The sequence below is a fragment of the Formivibrio citricus genome (genome assembly GCF_900115065.1).
GTDB classification, from domain to species: Bacteria; Pseudomonadota; Gammaproteobacteria; order Burkholderiales; family Chitinibacteraceae; genus Formivibrio; species Formivibrio citricus.
The window spans coordinates 14,451-35,294 of record NZ_FOVE01000024.1 but is presented as its reverse complement, the minus strand read 5'-3'; the positions used below and the strand labels follow the sequence as shown (position 1 = coordinate 35,294).

Genomic DNA, 20,844 nt, shown 5'->3' with positions numbered 1-20,844 from the left:
GCTCCTACGATTCCCGCCACATCTCCACATGCGGCAACCCGTCTTCCTCGTATTCCTCGCTGACCGTCTTGAATCCGACATTGCCGTAAAAATGCTGCAGGTGGGATTGGGCGCTGATGCGGTTGCCCTGACCGGGCCAGAGCGCATCGGATTTTGCCAATGCTTCGCGCAGCAATGCGCTGCCGGTGCCGCCACGGCGGGAGTCCGGATGCACCACGACGCGACCGAGCGAAGGTTCGGGGAACTTCAAGCCCGGCGGTACCAGACGTAGGGCGGCGATGACTCTGCCCTGTTTGTCGCGCCCGACAAGATGCTGCGCGGGCGGGTCGTAATCATCGATTTCCGGCGCGGTGCATTTCTGTTCGACCACGAAGATGTCCTGCCGCAGGCGCAGGTAGGCGAGCAGGGTGCGGGTATCGAAAGTGTCGAGGGTGAACCATTGCCAGTGGATGTTCATGCGGGAGCCCGGTGCAAAAGAAAACCGGCCACCCTGCGGTGGCCGGCGGGAAGGTTTTGAATTTCAGGCCGCTTTGCTGACGAACGATTCGAAGTCGGCGTTGAGCGCGCTGTAGATGGCGTGCAACTGGCTGTCGAGTTCGCGCATCTGGGCGGTGAGCTGACGGTCGATTTCTTCCAGTTCACGGATGCGGTCTTCCAGCGTGTCGGTGGCCTTGTGGATGCGCTTGATGCTTTCCAGTCGGCGGCGCAGTTGCATCTGGTGCTCGCGCACCTGGGTTTCCATCGGGGCCATCACGGCCTTGAGCCAGTTTTCCACGTCGCGGTTGGCGACTTCGAATACGTAGACCACACGGCTGGCGACGATTTCGAAGAACTTGCGCGTGATGCGGCTCTGGCTGGTGGTGAGCAGATTGCCGACGGTGTTGAAGTGCTCGCGGAAGGTCTTTTCCAGCCGGGTGAGTTCCTTGTGGTACTTGAGCGTGGAAAAAGGCGGCGGGGTGACGCGGCCCAGACCGTGTTCCTCGCTGAACTTCTGGTACATGGCCGACATCATGGCCTGGATTTCCGCAACCTGCTCGGCGGCCTTGGTGATCGACTGGTTGGTGTCCTGGAAAAAACGATCCATGATCGAACGCAGGCCGCTGGCGCCGAAGGAGAAGAAGGTTTTTTCCATTTCGGTGCGGATGCGGATGATCTCGCCATTGAGCGCTTCGCGGCCCAGCAGCGAGTAGAGCTTGTTGGTCTGCTGGCTGAACACGCTGCGCAGCGCCTGGAAGCGTACCAAGCCCTGTTCGAAGCGCACCTTGTCGGCCTGCACCTTCTGCATCATCTGTGCGACGACATCCTGGTTCTTGCCGCGCAGTCCGGTAAGTTCCGTGAGCTGTTCGCCCACACCGTCGCGCCGCGCGGCCAAGAGGGAACGGATGGCGACGACAATGTCTTCGACTTCGCTGTGCGTGGTGTCGCGCACGATGTCCTGCTTGCCGGGCAGGAGGTCTTCGGACAGCGCGCGTTCCAGTTCGGCCAGTCTTGATCGTTCAAGCAGGGCGTTGTCGGATTGCACCTTGGCGACCAGTGCTTTCTGCGCGGAAACCGGGTAGACATGCGCGGCAGGAACGCCGAGAAGGTCGCTCGTCGTTTTGACCTGCTTTTGAATTTCACCTTCGATCTCGGTCGCGCTTTTCAGGTCGTCCCACATGCCGTCGATCTTGTTGAGCACAACCAGACGGCCGCGCTTGCCGGATTGGCTGCGGGCAATGTGGTTGCGCCAGACTTCGATATCGGATTTGGTGACGCCGGTGTCGGCGGCGAGGATGAACAGGATCGCGTGGGCGTTAGGCAAGAGGCTCAGCGTCAGTTCCGGTTCGGTACCGATGGCGTTGAGCCCCGGCGTGTCGAGGATTACCAACCCCTGTTCAAGCAGCGGATGCGGGAAATTGATGACGGCATGGCGCCAGCACGGGATCTCCAGCTGCCCCGAGGCCGCGGCGGCTTTCTGGTCCGGATCGTTTTCGTCGAACAGGCCGTATTGCTTGGCTTCCTCGACCGGAACCAGCCGGGTCTTGCCGATTTCCTTGAAGGTTTCCTGAATCGAATCCGGGTTGTTCAAATCGAGCGGGAAGACTTTCCATTCTTCCTGATAACGGCGGTATTCCTGCGTTGGCGTATCGTTGGCGCGGGTTTCGATCGGCAGCAGCTTGAGCGCGGGCGGCTGGGCCTCGTCGTACAACAGCTCGGTCGGACACATGGTGGTGCGCCCCGCGCTGGAGGGCAGGATGCGCATGCCGAAATGGGCAAAGAAGATCGCGTTGATCAGTTCGGACTTGCCGCGCGAAAACTCGGCGACGAAGGCGATGTTGAGCTTGTCCTCGCGCAGTTTTTCGACCAGCCCCTGAATGCGCAGCGCGGTCTGCGCGTCTTCCAGATCCTGTTCGGAAAGCCAGCGCGACAGGCGGATGATCGACTGGGTGAGGTTGCCGCGCCAGGAGCTGTAAGCCTGAAATTCGTTGACCAGATGATCGTTGGCAGCGAAGGCGTCCTGATGCAGGTAATCGGCAATCATGAGAATTCCTTGGTCGGCGTATCCAATGCGTTGATTCTAGCACCAGTTTGCGAAATGTAACCTGTTAGTCAGAGACACCGTTATGACGACAAAAATTCGAATTTCACCCGGTCTGATCGAATTAGTGCTGACAGTGCGGGCACCAGAAGGTCGCCCGCTGTCCCTGTCGCAGGGTCTGGATCGGCGAACCACAGACACGGCAGGGCTTGCCTGCAAGGCCATAGACGTAACTGTTGACCGTGAAATAACCGGCATTGCCGTCGCTGTCCACGTAATCGCGCAAGGTGCTGCCACCGGCGGCAATCGCTTCCTTCAGTACGGCGCGGATGGCGTCGACCAGCCGAAGGATTTCTTCAGCCGACAGGCGATTCGCCGGGCGTTGCGGAACGATTCCGGCGCGGAACAGTGCTTCGGAGGCATAGATGTTGCCCACGCCGACGACGAGATGCTGGTCCATGATGGCGGGTTTGATCGCTATTTTCTTGCCAGCCAGCGCTTTGGCGAGGTAGTCCGTATTGAATTCGCCGGAGAGCGGCTCGGGTGCCAGCTTGCATAGCAGCGGGTGTTTTTCGGGCGGCTCGACGGTCCACTGGAACGCGCCGAAACGGCGCGGATCGCGGTAGCGCAGGCGCTGGCCGTTGCTGAAAACCAGGTCGATGTGTTCGTGTTTTTCCACGGGGGTGTCGGTGCTCAAAACCCGCAGGCTACCGGACATGCCCAGATGCACGATCAGGGTGCCATGTTTGAAGCGGAACAGCAGGTATTTGGCGCGGCGCTCAATGGCCTGCAGGGTTTGCCCGGCCAGGATTTCGTCAAGATTGCCCGGTACGGGCCAGCGCAATTTCGGATTGCGAACGATCACTTCGCAGATTGCCGCGCCGGTCAGGCGTCCAGCGATGCCGCGGCGGGTGGTTTCGACTTCGGGCAGCTCCGGCATGGTTTTCCGTGAATCATGGCTTGGACAACGCAGCCCAGTTTACCTAATAATGCTTTTTCTTGGTTCTTCGACTGGAAACCGCAATGCGTTCCCGCCTGTTCTTGTTAATACCGTTGTCCTTGCTGTTTTCCGCCTGCGCCAGCTTGCAGCAGGCGCCGGACGAGTCGGCAGAGATGGCCGTCGTCGAACAGCAGGAGGTGGTGCGCGAAGAAGGCTGGCGTCCGGAAGAGCTTCCCAAGACGGAACTGAGCGCCGATTTGCTGATTCGCTTCCTGGTCGGTGACGTGGCATTGCAGCGTGGACAACCGGCGCTTGCGGCGCGAACCTGGCTCGATCTCGCCCGCCGGACAAAAGACCCACGCATCGCGCGCCGCGCACTGGAGATGGCCGTGGCGACGGGTCAGGTGGCCCAAGCCCAGGAATTGTCGAAAATCTGGAGCGATGCCGCGCCTTCGTCCGGCGTGGCGCGGCAATTGGCGCTGTCGCTGGCGATCCGGGCCAACAAGCTCGACGAGGCCGAAGCGCTGATCGACCCCTTCCTGAAAAATCCGCCGCCCGATCTGGCCGGTTTTTACATGCAACTGCACCTGCTCTGGGATCGGGGGGCGGATCCGAAAGCCGTGATCCGGCTGACCGAAAAACTCACTGCGGGCAAGGATTCCATGCCTGAAGCGCGCTTTGCCCGTGCAGTGGCCCATGCCATGCAGGCCCGTGAGGCGACGGCGCTTGCCGAGCTGGAAGCAGCGCTGGATTCGCGCGCCTGGTGGGAACCGGCCGTGCTGTACCGCGCACAGCTCCTGACGCAGGGCAAGAAGCCCGATCAGGCGATCATTTTCTTGCAGCAGGCCGTCGAAAAGAAACCGGGTCTGCTTTCTTTCCGCCTGGCGCTGGCGCGCACGCTGGCCGATGCGAAGCGCGAGACCGAGGCCCGTGCTGTTTACGAAGAAATCCTGGCCATTACGCCGGACAACCTGGAATCGCTGGTCAGCGCGGGGCTCCTGGCGCTGCAGAATCACGAGATAGATGCCGCGTATCGTTTCCTTTCTGCGGCAGTCAAACAGGAGCCGCGCAATGCCAATCTGCTGCGTCTCTATCTGGGGCAAATCGAGGAAGAGCGCTACCGTTTCCGCGAGGCGCAGGGCTGGTACGGACAAGTCACCGGCGAAGAAATGCCCAAGGCCGAGATGAGGTTGCCGCGGGTGCTGGCCAGGCTCGGCGAGCGCGAGGCGGCATTGAAGGCGCTGGAAAAGTTGCCGCAGGCGAGCGAAGAGGAAAAAATCGCGAAGATCCAGATGGAGGCGCAGGTCTGGCGCGATTTGAAGCTGCCGGCCAAGGGACGTGAAATACTGACCCTCGCACTGAAACAGCACCCCGATTCCGTCGATCTGCTGTATGACCGCGCGTTGCTGGCCGATCTGGAGGGCGATATCGCCGCGGCAGAAACCGACTTGCGCCGGGCGCTCGGGATCCAGCCCGATTCGGTCCAGGTACTCAATGCGCTTGGCTATGTGCTGGTGAGCCGCACTGACCGACTGGCCGATGCTGAACCCCTGCTTTTGAAGGCCATTGCCGCCGAGCCGGACAACCCCGTGATTATCGACAGCGTGGGTTGGCTGCGTTTCCGTCAGGGCAAACTGGAGGAGGCGCTGGACTGGCTGGCGCGCGCCTACGCCAAGGTGCGCGATCCGGAAGTGGCGGCGCACTACGCCGAAGTGCTTTGGACCAGTGGGAACAAGAATAAAGCGCGCGAAGTTTTTGCGACGGGGCAAAAGCTCGATCCCGAGCATCCGGCCATTGTCGACGTGAGCCGGCGCTTGGGGTTGTGACGTGAAACGTTGCCTGTTGCTGTCGATCTGCCTGCTGCTGGCCGCCTGCGCCGGACTTCAGCCTCCGCCCCCGCCGCTGAACGGTTTTTCGGCAAGCGGACGCGTCGTCGTGCGTGCCGGCAACGAAGCCCATTACGCCAATTTTGGCTGGCAGGCGGCTCAGGGTATGGACCGCCTCTCGCTGGACAACCCGCTGGGCCAGACGCTTGCCGAGCTGGAAATTGATTACCGGAACAACCAGCCGGTTCGTGCCGTGCTGCGCGAGTCCAGCGGTGCTTCGAGAGAAGGCAAGCCCGAAGCGCTGCTGCTGGAAACCACCGGCATGCAACTACCGGTCACGGGGCTGCGCTGGTGGTTGCAGGGCAAGCCAGCTCCGGGCGTTGCGATCAGCCGGGATACGGAAGACGGTCGGGTAATCGAACAGGACGGCTGGCATATCGCGACCAGTGATTATGCCGAGGCCGTGCCGGTGAAGCGCGGGCCGCGCCGGATCGAACTCTCCCGCGGCGAGATCAGTGTACGCATCGTGATATCGGAGTGGCAATGGACTACACCCCGGCAATGAACACGGAGGGTTTCCTGGGGTATCCCGCGCCAGCCAAGCTCAACCTCTTCCTGCATATCGTCGGCCGTCGTGCCGACGGCTATCACCTGCTGCAATCGGTTTTCCAGCTCGTCGATCTTTGCGACACGGTCTGGCTCAAGGTGGACGATTCTGGCGAGATCGTGCGCAACAATCCCTTGCCGGGCGTGCCCGCCGAATCCGACCTGATCTGGCGTGCGGCCAAGCTGCTCCAGACCCGAACCGGATGCCGCAAGGGCGTGGCGCTCGATCTCGACAAGCGCATACCGATGGGCGGCGGCATGGGCGGCGGCAGTTCCGATGCGGCTACGGTGCTGCTGGCACTCAACCGGCTCTGGGGCCTGAACCTGCCCCGCAACGACCTGATGGCGCTGGGCCTGGAGCTGGGCGCAGATGTGCCGTTCTTCATTTACGGGCGCAATGCCTTCGTCGAAGGCATCGGCGAGATCATGACGCCGGTTGAAACGGAGCCGGGCTGGTTCGTGGTGCTGCATCCCCCGGTGCACGTGCCGACGCTGGATATTTTCCGAGCGCCCGACTTGACACGAGATTCGCCCCCCATTAAAGTGCGCGACCTTGCTGCCACGGACACCCGTAACGACATGGAGCCCGTGGCCTGCCGCCTCTATCCGCAGATTGCCGAGCATGTGAACTGGTTGAATCAGTACGCTGCGGCGCGGATGACAGGCTCCGGAAGCTGTGTTTTTTCACGACATGCTTCACAAGATGATGCGAAGCGTGTAATATTACGGCTTCCTGATTCTTGGCGTGGCTTTGTTGCTGCCGCGCTGGAACAGCACCCGTTACGTGAATTTGCCGCTGATTGAAAGTGGTTGATTCGAAAATAGGGGAGTCGCCAAGTTGGTTAAGGCATCGGATTTTGATTCCGACATGCGAAGGTTCGAATCCTTCTTCCCCTGCCAGTCTAAGACAGAAAAGCGTGTAATTGCGATTACACGCTTTTCGTTTTTTCGGGATACGAAAATGGCCTACGACAGCCTCAAGGTTTTTACCGGCAATGCCAACCCCAAGCTTGCTGAAGATGTAGTCAATCACCTCGACCTCAGTATGGGGCGTGCCTCGGTCGGTCGCTTCTCGGATGGCGAGGTGACCGTCGAAATTCTTGAGAACGTGCGCGGCCACGATGTGTTCGTGCTGCAACCCACCTGTGCGCCGACCAATGACAACCTGATGGAAATCCTCCTGATGGTGGATTCCCTGAAGCGCGCGTCCGCTAGCCGGATTACCGCTGCGATTCCCTATTTCGGCTACGCCCGTCAGGATCGCCGCCCGCGTTCCGCCCGCGTGCCGATTTCCGCCAAGGTGGTCGCCAACATGCTGACCATTGCCGGCGTGGACCGCGTGCTGACCGTGGACGTGCATGCCGACCAGATCCAGGGTTTCTTCGATATCCCCGTTGACAATATCTATGCCACGCCGGTTCTGCTGGATGATCTGAAATCCCGCCAGATCGACGACCTGATGGTTGTTTCCCCCGATGTCGGCGGCGTCCTGCGTGCCCGGGCCATGGCCAAGCAGCTCGGTACCGACATGGCGATCATCGACAAGCGTCGCCCCAAGGCCAACGTTTCCGAAGTCATGCACATCATCGGCGATGTGCGCGACCGTACCTGTTTGATTGTCGACGACATGATCGATACCGCCAACACCCTGTGCAAGGCTGCCGAGGCCCTGAAGAAGTTCGGTGCCAAGCGCGTGCTGGCCTACGCTACCCATCCGGTGTTCTCCGGCGCGGCGGTCGAGCGCATCATGCAATCCGAACTTGATGAAGTCGTCGTCACCGATACCATTCCTCTTTCCGAGGCCGCGAAGAATTGCGGGCGTATCCGCTGCGTATCGATCGCCAACCTGCTTGCCGAAACCATGCGCAGGATCAATAACGAGGAATCGGTTTCCTCGCTGTTTGTCGATTAAGCGAATTCTGCCTGCTGCATCTACAGCAGGCTTGATGGCGCATCGCCTGGTCGCGGGCGATGCTTTTTTACTGCGCTAAAAAGCGCAATATGGAGCAATAAACATGACTTTCGAAATTCAAGCACAAAGCCGTGCAGCACAGGGCACCGGAGCGAGCCGCCGCCTGCGCAAGGCCGGCCAACTGCCGGGCATCGTCTACGGTGGCGACAAGGCCCCGCTGGTGATTTCCCTGGACCACAACAGCATGTACTACCAACTGCAGGAAGAAGCCTTTCACACCGGCGTGATCAACCTGTCCATCGACGGTGGCAAGGCCGAGCAAGTGCTGCTGCGTGCCGTGCAATACCACTCCTTCAAGCAACAAGTCCTGCATGTGGACTTCCAGCGTATCGACGCTTCCACCAAGGTGGAAATCAAGGTTCCGCTGCACTTCAAGAACGGCGACACCGCTGTGGGCGTGAAGCTGCAAGGCGGCACGATCAGCCATGTGCTGAACGAAGTGATGGTACGTTGCTCGGCTACCAAGGTGCCGGAATTCGTTGAAGTGGATCTGGGCGAACTGAGCGCGGCTCACGGCTCCGTCCACCTGTCCGACCTCAAGCTGCCGGAAGGCGCTGACCTGGTCGCGCTGCTGCGCGGCAACGACCTCGCCGTCGCCATCCTGAACGGCGCCAAGGCTGTCGAAGCCTGAGTCGCTTCCCCGGTCTGATAAAAACCCGCCGTTTCGATGGCGGGTTTTTTGTGCCATATATCGGCAAAATGCGGATCATAACGGTTCGGAGTAAAATTCCGTTTTTTGCAGCAAGCCGTACCCTGTTTGCGGCGGTGAAAGGATTATCATGAGTCTCAAATGCGGTATCGTCGGCTTGCCCAATGTCGGCAAATCCACGCTTTTCAATGCCTTGACCAAGGCCGGCATCGAAGCGGCCAACTATCCCTTCTGCACGATCGAACCGAATGTCGGCATCGTCGAAGTTCCTGATCCCCGCATGCAACAACTCGCCGAAATCGTGAAGCCGCAACGCATGCAGCCCGCGATTGTCGAGTTCGTCGACATTGCCGGTCTGGTTGCTGGCGCTTCCAAAGGCGAAGGCCTGGGCAACCAGTTCCTGGCCAACATCCGCGAAACCGATGCCATCGTCAACGTCGTGCGCTGCTTCGACGACGAAAATGTCGTCCACGTTTCCGGCCGTGTCGACCCGATCGCCGACATTGAAACCATCCTGACCGAACTGGCGCTGGCTGACATGAGCGCGGTCGAAAAGGCGATTCAGCGCGAGAACAAGAAGGCGCGCGCTGGTGACAAGGATGCGCAGAAGTTTGTCGCCGTTCTCGAAAAACTGCTGCCGCACCTGAACGAAGGCAAGCCGGCGCGCACCTTCAAGCTTTCCGAAGAAGATCTGGTTCAGCTCAAGCCGCTGTGCCTGATGACGCTCAAGCCCGCCATGTACGTGGCCAACGTGAAAGAAGACGGCTTCGAGAACAACCCGCACCTCGACCGCCTGCGCGAACACGCCGCCAAGGAAGGCGCTCCGGTTGTGGTCCTGTGTGCCCAGATCGAAGCGGAACTGGCCGATCTGGAAGAAGAAGACAAGCTCGCCTTTCTTGCCGACATCGGTCTGGAAGAACCGGGCCTGAATCGCCTGATCCGCACCGGTTACGATCTGCTTGGTCTGCAGACCTACTTCACCGCAGGCGTAAAGGAAGTCCGTGCCTGGACGATCCACAAGGGCGACACCGCCCCGCAGGCCGCCGGCGTGATCCACACCGATTTCGAAAAAGGCTTCATCCGCGCCCAGACGATCTCGTTTGAAGACTTCATCGCCTACAAGGGCGAACAGGGCGCCAAGGAAGCCGGCAAGATGCGCGCCGAAGGCAAGGATTATGTGGTCAAGGATGGTGACGTACTGAATTTCCTGTTCAACGTCTGAGCGTTTGAAGCTTCAATTTTTTCGGCAGGGGGCCTGTTTAGCAGGCCCCCTGTCTTTTTGTCTGCTGTCAAAATTATTTGTAATCATTCTCTGTTAACATGTAAGGGATAACCCGTGGAGGATTCGCAATGAAAGTCAATCTGCCCGTTACCCAGCAAGAGGTGCCATATCCTCAGGGCATGTATGTGGTTTCCCAGACCGACCTCAAGGGTGTGATTACCGATGCCAACGAAGCGTTCGTCAAACTGAGCGGCTTCACCCGCGAAGAGTTGATCGGCAAGAGCCACAACGTGGTGCGCCATCCGGATGTACCGCCAGCGATCTTCGCGGACATGTGGGCAAGCCTCAAGGCCGGAATGCCTTGGCGCGCCGTGGTCAAGAACCGCTGCAAGAACGGTGACCATTACTGGGTCGATGCGCAGATCGTTCCCATCTTCAAGAATGACCAGATCGTGGGCTACATGTCGGTACGCCGCGAGCCTACGCGGCAGCAAATCCAGGAGTCCGAGGCGCTGTTCGAGCACGTTCGCAAGACGGGCAAATTCAAGAGCATCAACCGTCATCCCGTTCCGTTCACCACAGCGTTTTTCTCCATTACCGGTTTTGTTCTTGCGGCACAGGTTGCCAACCTGGCCCTGCACAACCTGGCGATCTACCCTGCCCTGGAAAACGTGTTCGGCATCGCATCGTTGTTGTCGGTGATCGGGTTGGCCGGTTTGTTCTATGTGCGCCGTGTGCGCGGGGCCGCCGACCTTGGCAAGCAGATACTGCAGATGACGCAGTGCGAACTGGCGCACCGTAATCCGATTTATCCGCCGGACGAGCTGGGCAAGATCGCCAATGGCCTGCAGGTCATGCAGACCCAGTGGCTGGTGAGCATCGACCATATCAAGGATGCCCTGCGCGATGCGCGGCAGAGCATTCAGGCTGCGAACCAGCAGGCCGACACCATCAACCACCATATCAATTCTCAACATGATCGCGTGGCCTCGGTGGCGGCGGCGACCGAGGAATTCTGCCAGGCGGTCGCTGAAGTTGCCGGTAGCGCCGGGGAAACAGCCAAGGCTGCGGCGGTATCCGAACAGCGTGTGGCCGAGGGGCAGAAGACCGTCCAGGACGGAATGGCTGCGGCTGAAATGGTAGTCGGCGCAGTCAACAAGTCGCATTCCACGATCACCGAACTCGATCGCGCCGTGGCGAAGATCGGCGACATCACGCAGGTCATCAAGGAAATCGCCGAACAGACCAACCTGCTGGCGCTGAATGCGGCGATTGAAGCCGCGCGCGCAGGCGAATCGGGCCGCGGCTTTGCCGTGGTCGCGGACGAAGTGCGCAAGCTGGCTGAGCGCACGTCCGGCAGTACGCAGGAAATCAACAAGATGGTTTCCGATATCCAGACGCTGGCAGGTGGGGTAGTGACTTCCATGAGCGAAGCCGCCCAAGCGGTGGAAACCAGTTCCGGCAAGATGCACGAAAGCGTGGACCGTCTCGGCGACGTTGCGATTGCGAGCCGGCAGACCGTGGGGCTCGCGGAGCACATCGCCAGCGCTTCGGATCAGCAGAGCATCGCCGGGCAGGAAGTAGCGCGCAACATGGAAGTGATTTCTCAGCTTTCCGAGGAAAATCAGGCGCTGTTGCGCAAGCTGTGGCAATCCATGGATGAATTGCGCACGGCCACGGCGCACGTCGACGAAACCGTCAACGTATTCCGCTTGTTCAATAAGTAGCCAGGCATGCCATGCCGCTTTTCGAATGGTCCGATGCCATCGCAATCGGCAACGAACAGATCGACGACGATCACAAGCATTTGATCGGGCAGATCAACAAGCTGTTTGCGGGCATCTCGTCCGGACAGGGTGATCAGGTATTGGGCGAAGTTTTGGATGAATTGCTGCGCTATGTGGAAGCCCATTTCCAGCGCGAAGAGGCGCTGATGCAGCAGATCGATTACCCGGATTACGAATGGCACAAAGCCGCGCACGATGACCTGATCACCGAAGTCATGGAGTGGCGGTCGCAGCATGATGCCGGCTTGATGGTTTCGCCCATGAGCGTGTTCTGTTCACTTGAAGAATGGCTGTTTCATCACATCAAGGTGTGCGACGCGAATCTGGGAGTCGCCCTGCGGGCGGCCGGGCGCAACGACAAACCGTGACTCAGACTGCAACAGCGAACAGGAAAAACTCGCGATTACCGTCGCCGCCCTTGATCGGGCTTTCCAGATAATCCAGCACTTCGAAGCCGCAAGCACGCGCGGTTTCAACGATACGGGCCTCGACCTCCGGGTAGAGGCCTTCGTTTTTCACGATCCCGCCCTTGCCGAGATTGCCCGGCCCCACTTCGAACTGCGGCTTGACCAGGAACAGCAGCTTGCCGCCTATGGGCAGCACGGCGCGCAGCGCCGGCAGGACCAGTGTCAGAGAGATGAATGAGACGTCGCCGACCACGAGATCGAGCGGCGCATCCAGTGCCGGGGCGATCAGTTCCGGGGTGAGATGCCGAGCGTTGACGCCTTCGAACTGGGCTACACGCGCATCGGCGAGCAGGCGCGGATGCAATTGGTCGTGACCGACTTCAACCCCGACGACTTTGCGTGCGCCGGCCTGCAGCAGGCAATCGGTAAAGCCCCCGGTGGAGATGCCGACATCAAGTGCGGTCATGCCGCGGACATCCAGCCCGGTGTGCTCCAGCGCTCCGGCGAGTTTCAGCCCGCCGCGCGAAACGAAGCGGTCGGCAGGGTCGGGCTCGACATGCAGGACAGCATCGGGATCGAGTTTCTGGCTTGGTTTGACGACCGGCTTGCCGTCCGCTGCTACGCGCCCGGCCTCGATCAGGTTCTGGGCCGCGGTGCGTGACGGTGCGAGGCCGAGTTCGACGAGCAATAAATCAGCGCGTTTCATGGGCCGGTTTCAGAAGGTTTCGCCCGACTTGAGGTAACGCCACTTCCCGGTCGGCAGGTTGCCCAGCATCATTCTGCCGATGCGGATGCGCTTGAGGCCGACCACTTGCAGGCCAACCAGCTCGCACATGCGGCGGATCTGGCGCTTCTTGCCTTCCTTGAGGATGAAGCGCAACTGGTCTTCGTTCTGCCACCACACCCGCGCCGGCTTGAGCTTTTCGCCGTCGAGCGACAGACCGTGGTTGAGCTTGCGCAGACCATCTTCGGAAAGCTTGCCCGATACGCGCACCAGGTATTCCTTCTCGACCTGCGAATCCGCGCCGATCAGGTGCTTGGCGACGCGACCGTCCTGGGTCAGTACCAGCAGGCCGACCGAATCGATATCGAGCCGCCCGGCCGGAGCCAGCCCGCGCAGGTGCGCCGGCGCAAAGCGGATGCCGCTGTCGTCGCCTTCCCACTGGTTTTCCGGCTTGAACAGCACGACGGCCGGCTGGTAGCCGTCCTCGGCTTGCCCCGAGACGTAGCCGACCGGCTTGTTGATGAGGACAGTCACGCGGTCGGCCTGCGCGGCCTTGGCGGACGGTTCGAGCGTGATGGTCTGGTCGGGTGTGACCTTGCTGCCGAGCACGTCGACGATCTTGCCGTCGACCTTGACCCAGCCCTTGGCGATGTATTCGTCCGCCTCGCGGCGGGAGCACAGCCCGAGTTCGGCCATGCGTTTGGATAGTCTGATGGGTTCCATGGCGGCATTTCAGCAGGAAGCGCGGTGGCGGGCAAGAAAAAAGCGCATGGTGAAACAGTTTTTGAAAATCAGGGCAAACGGCTGGCGCCGACCAGCCGGGAAAAGAGGATCGCCGGGGAGAGCCAGAAGGTTTCGTCGTCGTAGCCGTTCGCACCGTCCGACCGGCTGACGAAACAGCGGTTGTCGTCGCTGTTTTCCGCTGCGTCGCCGCTGGCGCCGGGGGCCGGCGCTCCGCCTTCCGGGCCGAACGAGCCGTGGAATTGGCGCCCGTGCGAGACGATGATCGCCGGAACGTTGTTCGCAACGTTGCCGGTTGGAGGCGTGGCCGGAGGGGTTGGACAGGCGGCTGGCGCGGAACGGTAGACCCGCAGGTCCGGCGTGGTCGCGAGCGTGAAGCAGGGGCGCGTGCCGCTGACGCCGCAGGCGGTGATGGCCGTCTGGCATCCGGTTGGCAAGACGGGGGGATCGCCGGGCGGGGCGACGGCCGGCCCCTGGCATTCGGTGAAGGCCGCCGAAACCCGGTAGGTGAAGCGTCGCCCCCAGCCATCGGTCTGCCTGAGCCCCAGATCGGCCCAGGGCAGTACGCCCTGCAGCGTCTGGCATCGGCCTTGTGCCGTGCGGGCTGCGAGTTCGCGTCCTGCGGCGGGATGCGTTTGCGCGAGCGATCCGTCAGCCGGACACGGCAGGCGGTTGTGGGTGAGCGCATAGCCGAGCAGCGCTTCCCTGGCTTGTTCCAGCGCATCGCGTGTTTCTGCGAGCCGGCGGCTTTCTTGTTGCAGCGAGAGCCCGCCCAGCAGGCCGCTCATCAGCAGGCCGATCACGAACAGGACTACGGCCATTTCGACCAGCGTGAATCCCCGATTTTGCATGGGTGCGGGCATGTCTTTCCTCAGGGCAGGGTGTAGAGCCGGTCGTTGCTGCCCGGACCGGGGCGGACGAAAACGCTCTGGTCGGGCAAAGTCCAGCCGGACTGGTTTTGTTCGAGATAGTCGGCAAGCCGGGTGCTGGCGAGACTGTTCGTGGCGTAGGGAGGCTGGGGCGGGTTCAACCGTGCGGCGCTACCCAGCGCAGCGCCAGGCAGGATGAAGAGCGCCGGTACGTGGTTCTGGGCCGGCCATCCCGGCGCGGCGGCGAGGTGGATCGGCGAGGGACCGCATCCGCCGCTGCCCAGTGCGTAATAGATGGCCCGGTTCCACTGGTTTTCGCGGAACCAGGCGGGCAGCCAGCTTCCGGCCGGAACATCGGCGGGCAGGATGCCGCGACAGGCCGAGGCCGATGGCAGGCAGGGCGTGGCGGGATCGTTGTCGCGGCAGCCGAGGGCGGTGATCAGAGCCGGGCGCGGGTAGCTTCCGGTTTCCTGCAATCGGGCGGCCAGTGCCGAACGCACGGTTGCCGCGATCCGGGGCGCGACGGCATCGAGCAGCTCCCTCCCGCCCAGAATCAGCAGCCGGTCGTTCAGGCGCGAGGTTTCTGCCGGCGCGCCGCGGTTGGCGATGACCGGGCCGGCGATGAATGGCCCACCTTGCGCTGCATTGTTGCGGCCATGGGCAGAATCGAGGTGGGTGGAGAGGATGGCGGCGTCGATATGCGTTCCCGGCGCATGGGCGGTGCGGACCTGTCCGGCAAGCGGCGGGCCGGAAGAGAAAATCACCGCGGCGGCTTCTTCACCCGGTGGCGTCAGCAGGGTTTGGCCATCAGCGGCGTAGACCAGCAGCGAAGGCCGGCTGTCGCTGTTGACGCGGCGCAACTCGTTGGCATTGCGGCGGACCTTGAAGGCGTTGTCGAGTGCGTACCATAGCGGCTGCCCCCAGCCGTCGACGATGCGCTCGCTGCCGAGTTGCCGCCACGGCAAGAGGCCGATGGCACCATGCTGGCAGTTGTTGGGGTTGGCCTGCCCTTCCTCGGGCGTTCCCGGCGCATACGGCGAGGGGCACGGCAATTCGCCCGGCGATTCGGCAACGAGCGTCCCCGTGTCCTCGATGCGTGCTACCGACCAGGCGACGAGCGTTGCCTTGGCCTTGTTCAGCGCGATCAGCGTTTTTTGTTCCCGCTGCGTTTCGTCGTTGCGCTTCAGTTTGGCCGCCAGCAACGCCGTGGCGAGCACGGTTCCCGAGAGCAGCAGGATCAGCAGAAGTGCGCTGCCGCGCTGGGGAGCCCGGCTCATGGGGTGGTAGACCTTTGCCGATCCGGATGGACTTCACCCGTGCGCGGATCCCAGCGCTCGCCGGGCTTGACCTTGGTCGGCGGGCTGCTGGCATTGAGTTGCCCATCCACCCAGCGTAGCGTGCGCCCGCGACTGTTGCGGGCTTCGCCGTCGAAGCGGTGCGTAAGCGGCGTGGCGTTGCGGTCGAGCTCTGTGCGCTCGGCGGGGCTGTAGAACAGCCGGCCCCACTCGGCCGAGCTGGGCAGAGCCACCAGCAGAAGCAGCAAGAAAAACAGCAGTCGCGGGTTCATGGTGCCGATCCCTTGCCGGTGGGGCGCGCGACCGGGGCGATGGTCAGCCAGAGGTAGTCGCAATCGACGGCCAGCCCCGGCTCGTTTTCCGAAACGCGGCCGACCCGGCAGCGCACGGGGACGGCGTGGCCGGGCGCCTCGGCCAGGAGCCGGTGCGCGGCGGAAAAAGCTGCCTCATGCCGGGCGCGGTATTGCAGCGTCATGTGGCTGGCGTAGACCATCGAGTTGCCGATCGGCGAGGCATGTTCCAACGGCCTTTGCGCCTCGATTCGGTAACGCAGTTGCGGCATGACGCCGGCAGCATTGGCGCGGTCGAAGAGTTCCAGCCATTCGCCCCGGCGTTCCTTGCCGACGATGCCGCTGGCTTGCAGTTTCAGGAAATGCGCCTTGCCTGCTTCGGCGGCCCGGTATTCGCGCTCGATGGCATCGGCCGCGCTTTGGGCCTGTTGCAGTCGGGTTTGCGCTTGTGCCCATTGTTCTGTACTGCGTTGCCAGACTTGCGCACAGAAAGCCAATACCAGCCCGGCCAGCAACAGCGCGCCGGCAAGGCAAAGCAACGGCGCGCGGAGCAGGCGCCAGTCGCTGCGGGGAATGTCGGGTAACTGGATCATGGCTTGGCTGCCTCTTCCGGAGCGATGACCAGGCGGATCAGAAAGTCGGACGCCGCAGGGGCGCGGTTTTCCCCGCCGCCCAATTCGCCGTGCGGAGAAAGGTCGAGCGGGCGCTTGGGGATACTGACCGTGGCGCGCGGCAATTGGCCCAGACGGGCTGCGAACGCTTCGAGTTGTCCCTGCGCTTGCCGGTCAGGCCGCAGGCGCCCGGCAAGATCGACCATTTGTGAGCGATGCCCGGCGTTTGCGAGCTGCCAGTCAAAGCGCTCCAGTTGAAGCTGCGGGTAATCGGCGAAGATCAGGCTGACGGCCTGCGCCGTGGTTTCGACGTCCAGCCAGCCTGCGATGTAGCGGCGATGCAGTTCAACCACCTCTCCGATCTGTCCGGGCGCGCCGATGTCCAGCGCCTTGAGCTTGCCCTCGAACTCGCGCTGGCGTTGAAGCGGGTGCTGTAGCTTTTGTTCCGCGAGTCGGTTTTCTTCCTGCTGCTGGCGGGATTGGTGGAACGTGAAAAGGCTTGCGACCATGGCCAGCAGGAGAAGCAGTGCGGCGCTCCACTGCAGTGTCTGCCCCAGCTTGTGCAGGCGCTGGTAACGCGCGGCAGAGGCGGGCCGGTAGTGATCCGGGATCAGGCCGCGCGCAATCGCGGTGCAGAGCAGGCCGGCCCAATTGTCGGTCTGGCTTGGAAGTCCGATCTTGGCGGCGAAGTCGGCGATGCTTTCATGGCGGGCGTTGATCTGCGGTGTGTCGGCTGGCAGTTGTGTTGCTACACCGGCATCGCCGAGCAGCAGGACTTCCAGCGGCTCGTCGCGCAGCATTTGCCGTGTCGTGGTGAGGAACTGGCGGGTTTTGCGCACTTCCTCCGCCGTATTGTTTGCGGTGCAGTGCGTCAGGCGGCTGAAGCGCAAGCCTTCCTGCGTGAAATGGCTTTGCCGCAGGCCGTTGCCCGGCGAGGGCGTGACCAGCAGGCAATGCGGCATGAGCGAGATTCTTTTTGCCAGCAGCGCCTCGGCGGTCAGCGCGACGGAATGGATTCCGGCAATTGCGCATTGCGCTTGCAGCAATGTTTCGACGAGCGCATCGAGCTTCTCCGGTGCGGTGAGCGCCGATAGCAGCAGCTTGTCCTGCGCGCCGCGCTTGCCGGCGACCTGCACGACCGCGCGGCGATACGGCGTCTGGCGGAATGCCTGTTCGAGCTTGCGCAGCAACAGCGCTTCCCGGTCGGCGCGCGCCAGATGCGGCACGGATTCGGGATGGAATGCCTCTTCGGCCAGATCGACCAGAAGGTGGAATTCTGCGGTTTGCCATTCGCGGATGAACTCGCGCAGGTCCGGTTGCGGGCTGACGGGGAAATCGGCCAGATGCACGGCTTCACGCCGCGTGGCGCGGTAGGCGGAGATCCCCCCGTCGGTCAGGAACAGTACGAGAACGGGTGCGCTCATTTGATCCTGCCGATGGTGTCGAAGATCGGCCCGAGTACGGCGGACATGATCCAAGCCAGCAGCAGGCCGAGAATCACGGTCAGCGCGGGTTCGATCAGGCGTTGCAGGCGCTCGGCGGATTCCTTCACATCCCGGTCGTAGAAATACGAGACGTTGAGCAGCGCCGTATCCAGCCGACCGGTTTGCTCGCCGACACGCAGCATGCGCAGGACCAGCGGCGGGAAGAGCCGTGTTTGGGCAAAGCTTTCGCTCACGCTTTGGCCTGCGCCGATCTGCGCGCCCAGCCGGGACAATGCAGCGGCCATGGCGGCATTGCCGACGATGCCTTCCAGCAGGCGCAGGCATTCGAGAACCGGAATCCCGGCGGCATAGAGCAGTGCGAAAAAGCCGGCCAAGCGCGCGAGCACGATTTTGTGCAGCAGCGGGCCGATCAGCGGCAGGCGAATTTTCCAGCCGTCGAGTCTCTGGCGGAAGGCGGGGTTGACCGCCGCCCGGAACCGGACGAGGACGAAAATCGCGACCGGCAGGCCGAGGATCAACCACCAGTAAGTGGCGAAGAAAGCGGAAGCCGCGATCAGGAGGCGCGTGCCGAGCGGCAGGGTTTGGCCCAGCGTGGCGATGAACTCGGCCAGCTTGGGAACGAGGTAGGTCATCAGGAAACCGAGCACCCCGAAAACCAGCAAGCCGGCAAAAGCCGGGTAGGTGAGCGCTTTCCAGGTCTGGGCCGCGAGCTCGTCCTGCCATTTCAGCGCCTCGCCGAGGCGCTTCAGGATTTCCGGCAACTCGCCGCTCGCCTCCCCTGCCCTGACGAGCCCGACGAAAACGGCATCGAAAACGTCGGGGTGGGCCGCAAGCGCCTGCGACAGCGTCTGCCCGCTCTCGACCTCTTCGACCAGACTGGCGACGACGCGCCGAAAATGCGGGTCGTCGAGGCTGTCGCGCAGATCGGTTAGTCCTTCGATGAGCGGAACGCCCGCGTGCGTGAGCTGTTCGAGATGGAAGCAGAAGGCGACCAGCTCGCGCCGTTTGGCGCGGCGCAGGGACAGGAGCGGAGCGGCTGCCATTCTGGCGCGGATCAGCGCGAGGCCGATGCGGGCGAGGCGAAGTTCCAGATCGGGCAGGTTGTCGGCATCGAGGTGCCCGCACTCGATGCGGCCCTGCCTGTCGACGGCGCGATAGCGGTAGCGCATCAGCCGGTCCGTCCGCTGAGATCGACCACCCGGGCGGCCTCTTCAAGCGAGGTCTCTCCGGACAGCACGCGGCGGCAGGCGTCGTCGGCCAGCGGGCGCAAGCCCTTGCTGCGCGCCGTTTGCAGAAGTTCGTGCGGCGTGGCACGCCGGGCCAGCAGGTCGTCGAGGTCGGCATCCATTTTCAGCAGTTCCATGACCGCCAGCCGGCCCCGGTAGCCGGTGTAGCCGCAATGCGGGCAGCCCGATGCCCGGAAAACCGGGATGGCTCCGCCCGCTTCGGGCTGTCCGAGCAGACGGCATTCGAGGTCGCTGGCGACGTCGGGCATGCGGCAATGCGGGCAGAGCCGGCGCAGCAGCCTTTGCGCGACGATACCGATGATGTTGCCGGCCAGAATGTCTGGCCGGATACCCAGGTCGAGCAGGCGCGGAATGGCGCCGATGGCCGAGTGGGTGTGCAGCGTGGCATGGACCTGATGCCCGGTCATGGCCGCGCGCAGGGCCATTTCCGCCGTGTCCCGGTCGCGGATCTCGCCGACGAGGATCACGTCCGGGTCCTGGCGCATCATCGAGCGGATTCCGGAGGCGAAATCCAGCTTGACCGCGTCGTTGACCGAAGTCTGGCGGATGAACGGAAGCGGGTATTCCACCGGGTCTTCAAGCGTCATGATGTTGATCGCCGGCGAATTGAGGTGGCTGAGGATCGAATACAGCGTGGTGGTCTTGCCCGAACCGGTGGGGCCGGTCACGAGCAGGATGCCTTCGGGCCGGGAAATCATCCGCTGCAGGAGATCATGCGCTTCCGCGGTCAGCCCCAGACCGTCGAGCGGCATCAGCCCTTTCAGGCGGTCGAGGATGCGCAGCACGATGTTCTCGCCCCACGTCGTCGGCTGGACCGAGACGCGGAAATCGAGCGGGCGGCCCGCGAGCGCGAGCGTGATGCGCCCGTCCTGCGGCGCGCGGGTTTCGGCGATGTTCATGTTCGCCATGACCTTGAGACGCACGGCCATCGCCGGCCAGTAGGCCCGGTGCAGCGCGCGGATCTGGCGCAGCACACCGTCGATGCGGTAGCGGATGCGCACGAAACCCTGCTCGGGCTCGAAGTGCAGGTCGGAGGCTTCACAGGCCACGGCGTCGGCGAGCAGGGCGTCGATCAGGCGCACCACGGGCTGGCTGTAGCCGGCGGACGAGGACTGGATGCTGGACCAGTCGATTTCCCCGGTTTCGATTTCGTGCAGGATGCCGTCGATTGAGAGTTCGTGGCCGTAATGCCGGTCTATCGCCTCTGCGAGCTCCGATTCGCCGGCCAGCAGCGGCTCCAGCGCATGGTGGTTTCCCAAGTGGCGGTACAGCAGGTCGAGTGTCACCAGATCGTCCGGATGGGCCATGGCGAGCACGATCTTTCCGGTATCGGCATTGACCGCCAACGGCAGAACCTGCAGGCGTTTGGCCATTTCCTTGGGGATCAGCCGGAGTGCGGCCGGGTTGGCGATGACGCGGGTCAGGTCGGTGCAGGCATGGCCGAGATTCTGTGCGAGCGCATCGCGCAGGACGGCTTCAGAAACAAAGCCGAGCGACACCAGCGTCTTGCCGAGCAGGGTTCCGGTATGGCGCTGTTCCCGCAGGGCAATGTTCAGCTGATCCTGAGTGACGAGCCCCATGGCAACGAGTTGTGTGCCCAAGGGTGGGCAGGTTCGCAGCGGTGCGTTCATCTTGAATTCCTCACTACAGAGACACGGAGGTCGGGAGAAGAACAAGAAATCTTGCGTGTGGGTT

General features: G+C 62.5%; 20 protein-coding genes and 1 tRNA gene. 9 read left to right on the top strand and 12 right to left on the bottom strand.

The features are described 5' to 3' along the window. Positions 1–4 precede the first annotated feature (4 nt). The 3 genes from BMZ36_RS13205 to mutM form a co-directional block, all read right to left on the bottom strand. Positions 5–457 carry a GNAT family N-acetyltransferase gene (locus BMZ36_RS13205; protein ID WP_091197707.1) on the bottom strand — a complete coding sequence of 151 codons (453 nt, stop codon included), beginning with the start codon at positions 455–457 and terminating at the stop codon, positions 5–7. 63 nt (positions 458–520) lie between these two features. Further along, entirely contained in the window at positions 521–2,521 is a 2,001-nt protein-coding gene (locus BMZ36_RS13200) for a dynamin family protein (RefSeq protein ID WP_177187888.1), read from the bottom strand. Between the two features lie 121 nt (positions 2,522–2,642). Further along, positions 2,643–3,458, bottom strand: a complete 816-nt coding sequence (gene mutM, locus BMZ36_RS13195) for a bifunctional DNA-formamidopyrimidine glycosylase/DNA-(apurinic or apyrimidinic site) lyase (RefSeq protein WP_091197704.1) — start codon at positions 3,456–3,458, stop codon at positions 2,643–2,645. An 83-nt stretch (positions 3,459–3,541) separates the two neighbouring features. Here mutM and BMZ36_RS13190 point away from each other — a divergent pair, with 83 nt between their 5' ends. The 9 genes from BMZ36_RS13190 (at position 3,542) to BMZ36_RS13150 (ending at position 11,888) form a co-directional block, all read left to right on the top strand. Beyond that, positions 3,542–5,284, top strand: coding sequence for a tetratricopeptide repeat protein (locus tag BMZ36_RS13190; RefSeq protein ID WP_091197700.1), 1,743 nt, complete (start codon positions 3,542–3,544; stop codon positions 5,282–5,284). 1 nt (position 5,285) lies between these two features. After that, positions 5,286–5,849: a lipoprotein insertase outer membrane protein LolB gene (gene lolB, locus BMZ36_RS13185; RefSeq protein WP_091197696.1), complete on the top strand. Its 564-nt coding sequence runs from the start codon at positions 5,286–5,288 to the stop codon at positions 5,847–5,849. Beyond that, positions 5,828–6,694 carry a 4-(cytidine 5'-diphospho)-2-C-methyl-D-erythritol kinase gene (gene ispE, locus BMZ36_RS13180; protein ID WP_245747945.1) on the top strand — a complete coding sequence of 289 codons (867 nt, stop codon included), beginning with the start codon at positions 5,828–5,830 and terminating at the stop codon, positions 6,692–6,694. The genes lolB and ispE overlap by 22 nt, the downstream gene beginning before the upstream one ends. A gap of 19 nt (positions 6,695–6,713) precedes the next feature. Then, positions 6,714–6,790: transfer RNA gene (locus tag BMZ36_RS13175), tRNA-Gln, on the top strand. A gap of 61 nt (positions 6,791–6,851) precedes the next feature. After that, positions 6,852–7,802: a ribose-phosphate pyrophosphokinase gene (locus BMZ36_RS13170; RefSeq protein ID WP_091197690.1), complete on the top strand. Its 951-nt coding sequence runs from the start codon at positions 6,852–6,854 to the stop codon at positions 7,800–7,802. Between the two features lie 103 nt (positions 7,803–7,905). Beyond that, complete coding sequence (locus BMZ36_RS13165; RefSeq protein ID WP_091197687.1) at positions 7,906–8,493, top strand: 50S ribosomal protein L25/general stress protein Ctc; 588 nt, start codon at positions 7,906–7,908, stop codon at positions 8,491–8,493. A 148-nt stretch (positions 8,494–8,641) separates the two neighbouring features. Continuing rightward, positions 8,642–9,733 carry a redox-regulated ATPase YchF gene (gene ychF / locus BMZ36_RS13160; protein ID WP_091197683.1) on the top strand — a complete coding sequence of 364 codons (1,092 nt, stop codon included), beginning with the start codon at positions 8,642–8,644 and terminating at the stop codon, positions 9,731–9,733. Positions 9,734–9,861: 128 nt separating this feature from the next. Then, positions 9,862–11,460 (top strand): methyl-accepting chemotaxis protein, encoded by a 1,599-nt coding sequence (locus tag BMZ36_RS13155; RefSeq protein WP_091197678.1) that lies wholly within the window; start codon positions 9,862–9,864, stop codon positions 11,458–11,460. Positions 11,461–11,471: 11 nt separating this feature from the next. Continuing rightward, positions 11,472–11,888: a bacteriohemerythrin gene (locus tag BMZ36_RS13150; RefSeq protein WP_091197672.1), complete on the top strand. Its 417-nt coding sequence runs from the start codon at positions 11,472–11,474 to the stop codon at positions 11,886–11,888. A 1-nt stretch (position 11,889) separates the two neighbouring features. On the opposite strand, the gene BMZ36_RS13145 is transcribed toward BMZ36_RS13150, so the two are convergent. From BMZ36_RS13145 to BMZ36_RS13105, 9 genes are all read right to left on the bottom strand, one after another. Beyond that, on the bottom strand, positions 11,890–12,633 hold the full coding sequence (locus BMZ36_RS13145) for a TlyA family RNA methyltransferase (protein WP_091197669.1): 744 nt from the start codon (positions 12,631–12,633) through the stop codon (positions 11,890–11,892). Between the two features lie 9 nt (positions 12,634–12,642). Beyond that, positions 12,643–13,374: a pseudouridine synthase gene (locus tag BMZ36_RS13140; protein WP_091197665.1), complete on the bottom strand. Its 732-nt coding sequence runs from the start codon at positions 13,372–13,374 to the stop codon at positions 12,643–12,645. A gap of 68 nt (positions 13,375–13,442) precedes the next feature. Further along, on the bottom strand, positions 13,443–14,255 hold the full coding sequence (locus BMZ36_RS13135) for a type II secretion system protein (RefSeq protein ID WP_177187887.1): 813 nt from the start codon (positions 14,253–14,255) through the stop codon (positions 13,443–13,445). Between the two features lie 8 nt (positions 14,256–14,263). After that, complete coding sequence (locus BMZ36_RS13130; RefSeq protein ID WP_091197656.1) at positions 14,264–15,538, bottom strand: hypothetical protein; 1,275 nt, start codon at positions 15,536–15,538, stop codon at positions 14,264–14,266. Further along, positions 15,535–15,828: a hypothetical protein gene (locus BMZ36_RS13125; protein ID WP_091197653.1), complete on the bottom strand. Its 294-nt coding sequence runs from the start codon at positions 15,826–15,828 to the stop codon at positions 15,535–15,537. Before BMZ36_RS13125 ends, BMZ36_RS13130 begins: the two co-directional genes overlap by 4 nt. Beyond that, positions 15,825–16,439 carry a hypothetical protein gene (locus tag BMZ36_RS13120; protein ID WP_091197650.1) on the bottom strand — a complete coding sequence of 205 codons (615 nt, stop codon included), beginning with the start codon at positions 16,437–16,439 and terminating at the stop codon, positions 15,825–15,827. The genes BMZ36_RS13125 and BMZ36_RS13120 overlap by 4 nt, the downstream gene beginning before the upstream one ends. After that, positions 16,436–17,881, bottom strand: a complete 1,446-nt coding sequence (locus tag BMZ36_RS13115) for a hypothetical protein (RefSeq protein ID WP_091197645.1) — start codon at positions 17,879–17,881, stop codon at positions 16,436–16,438. The genes BMZ36_RS13120 and BMZ36_RS13115 overlap by 4 nt, the downstream gene beginning before the upstream one ends. Next, positions 17,878–19,071, bottom strand: coding sequence for a type II secretion system F family protein (locus BMZ36_RS13110; protein WP_218142736.1), 1,194 nt, complete (start codon positions 19,069–19,071; stop codon positions 17,878–17,880). Before BMZ36_RS13110 ends, BMZ36_RS13115 begins: the two co-directional genes overlap by 4 nt. Beyond that, positions 19,071–20,780, bottom strand: a complete 1,710-nt coding sequence (locus BMZ36_RS13105; protein WP_091197639.1) for a GspE/PulE family protein — start codon at positions 20,778–20,780, stop codon at positions 19,071–19,073. Before BMZ36_RS13105 ends, BMZ36_RS13110 begins: the two co-directional genes overlap by 1 nt. Between the last annotated feature and the right edge of the window lie 64 nt (positions 20,781–20,844).

Excerpts from the sequence above, each read along its gene's own strand:
- BMZ36_RS13205 (WP_091197707.1), bottom strand. The coding sequence starts at position 457 with ATGAACATCCACTGGCAATGGTTCACCCTCGACACTTTCGATACCCGC.
- BMZ36_RS13200 (WP_177187888.1), bottom strand. The coding sequence starts at position 2,521 with ATGATTGCCGATTACCTGCATCAGGACGCCTTCGCTGCCAACGATCAT.
- mutM (WP_091197704.1), bottom strand. The coding sequence starts at position 3,458 with ATGCCGGAGCTGCCCGAAGTCGAAACCACCCGCCGCGGCATCGCTGGA.
- BMZ36_RS13190 (WP_091197700.1), top strand. The coding sequence starts at position 3,542 with ATGCGTTCCCGCCTGTTCTTGTTAATACCGTTGTCCTTGCTGTTTTCC.
- ispE (WP_245747945.1), top strand. The coding sequence starts at position 5,828 with ATGGACTACACCCCGGCAATGAACACGGAGGGTTTCCTGGGGTATCCC.
- BMZ36_RS13170 (WP_091197690.1), top strand. The coding sequence starts at position 6,852 with ATGGCCTACGACAGCCTCAAGGTTTTTACCGGCAATGCCAACCCCAAG.
- BMZ36_RS13165 (WP_091197687.1), top strand. The coding sequence starts at position 7,906 with ATGACTTTCGAAATTCAAGCACAAAGCCGTGCAGCACAGGGCACCGGA.
- ychF (WP_091197683.1), top strand. The coding sequence starts at position 8,642 with ATGAGTCTCAAATGCGGTATCGTCGGCTTGCCCAATGTCGGCAAATCC.
- BMZ36_RS13155 (WP_091197678.1), top strand. The coding sequence starts at position 9,862 with ATGAAAGTCAATCTGCCCGTTACCCAGCAAGAGGTGCCATATCCTCAG.
- BMZ36_RS13150 (WP_091197672.1), top strand. The coding sequence starts at position 11,472 with ATGCCGCTTTTCGAATGGTCCGATGCCATCGCAATCGGCAACGAACAG.
- BMZ36_RS13145 (WP_091197669.1), bottom strand. The coding sequence starts at position 12,633 with ATGAAACGCGCTGATTTATTGCTCGTCGAACTCGGCCTCGCACCGTCA.
- BMZ36_RS13140 (WP_091197665.1), bottom strand. The coding sequence starts at position 13,374 with ATGGAACCCATCAGACTATCCAAACGCATGGCCGAACTCGGGCTGTGC.
- BMZ36_RS13135 (WP_177187887.1), bottom strand. The coding sequence starts at position 14,255 with ATGCCCGCACCCATGCAAAATCGGGGATTCACGCTGGTCGAAATGGCC.
- BMZ36_RS13130 (WP_091197656.1), bottom strand. The coding sequence starts at position 15,538 with ATGAGCCGGGCTCCCCAGCGCGGCAGCGCACTTCTGCTGATCCTGCTG.
- BMZ36_RS13125 (WP_091197653.1), bottom strand. The coding sequence starts at position 15,828 with ATGAACCCGCGACTGCTGTTTTTCTTGCTGCTTCTGCTGGTGGCTCTG.
- BMZ36_RS13120 (WP_091197650.1), bottom strand. The coding sequence starts at position 16,439 with ATGATCCAGTTACCCGACATTCCCCGCAGCGACTGGCGCCTGCTCCGC.
- BMZ36_RS13115 (WP_091197645.1), bottom strand. The coding sequence starts at position 17,881 with ATGAGCGCACCCGTTCTCGTACTGTTCCTGACCGACGGGGGGATCTCC.
- BMZ36_RS13110 (WP_218142736.1), bottom strand. The coding sequence starts at position 19,071 with ATGCGCTACCGCTATCGCGCCGTCGACAGGCAGGGCCGCATCGAGTGC.
- BMZ36_RS13105 (WP_091197639.1), bottom strand. The coding sequence starts at position 20,780 with ATGAACGCACCGCTGCGAACCTGCCCACCCTTGGGCACACAACTCGTT.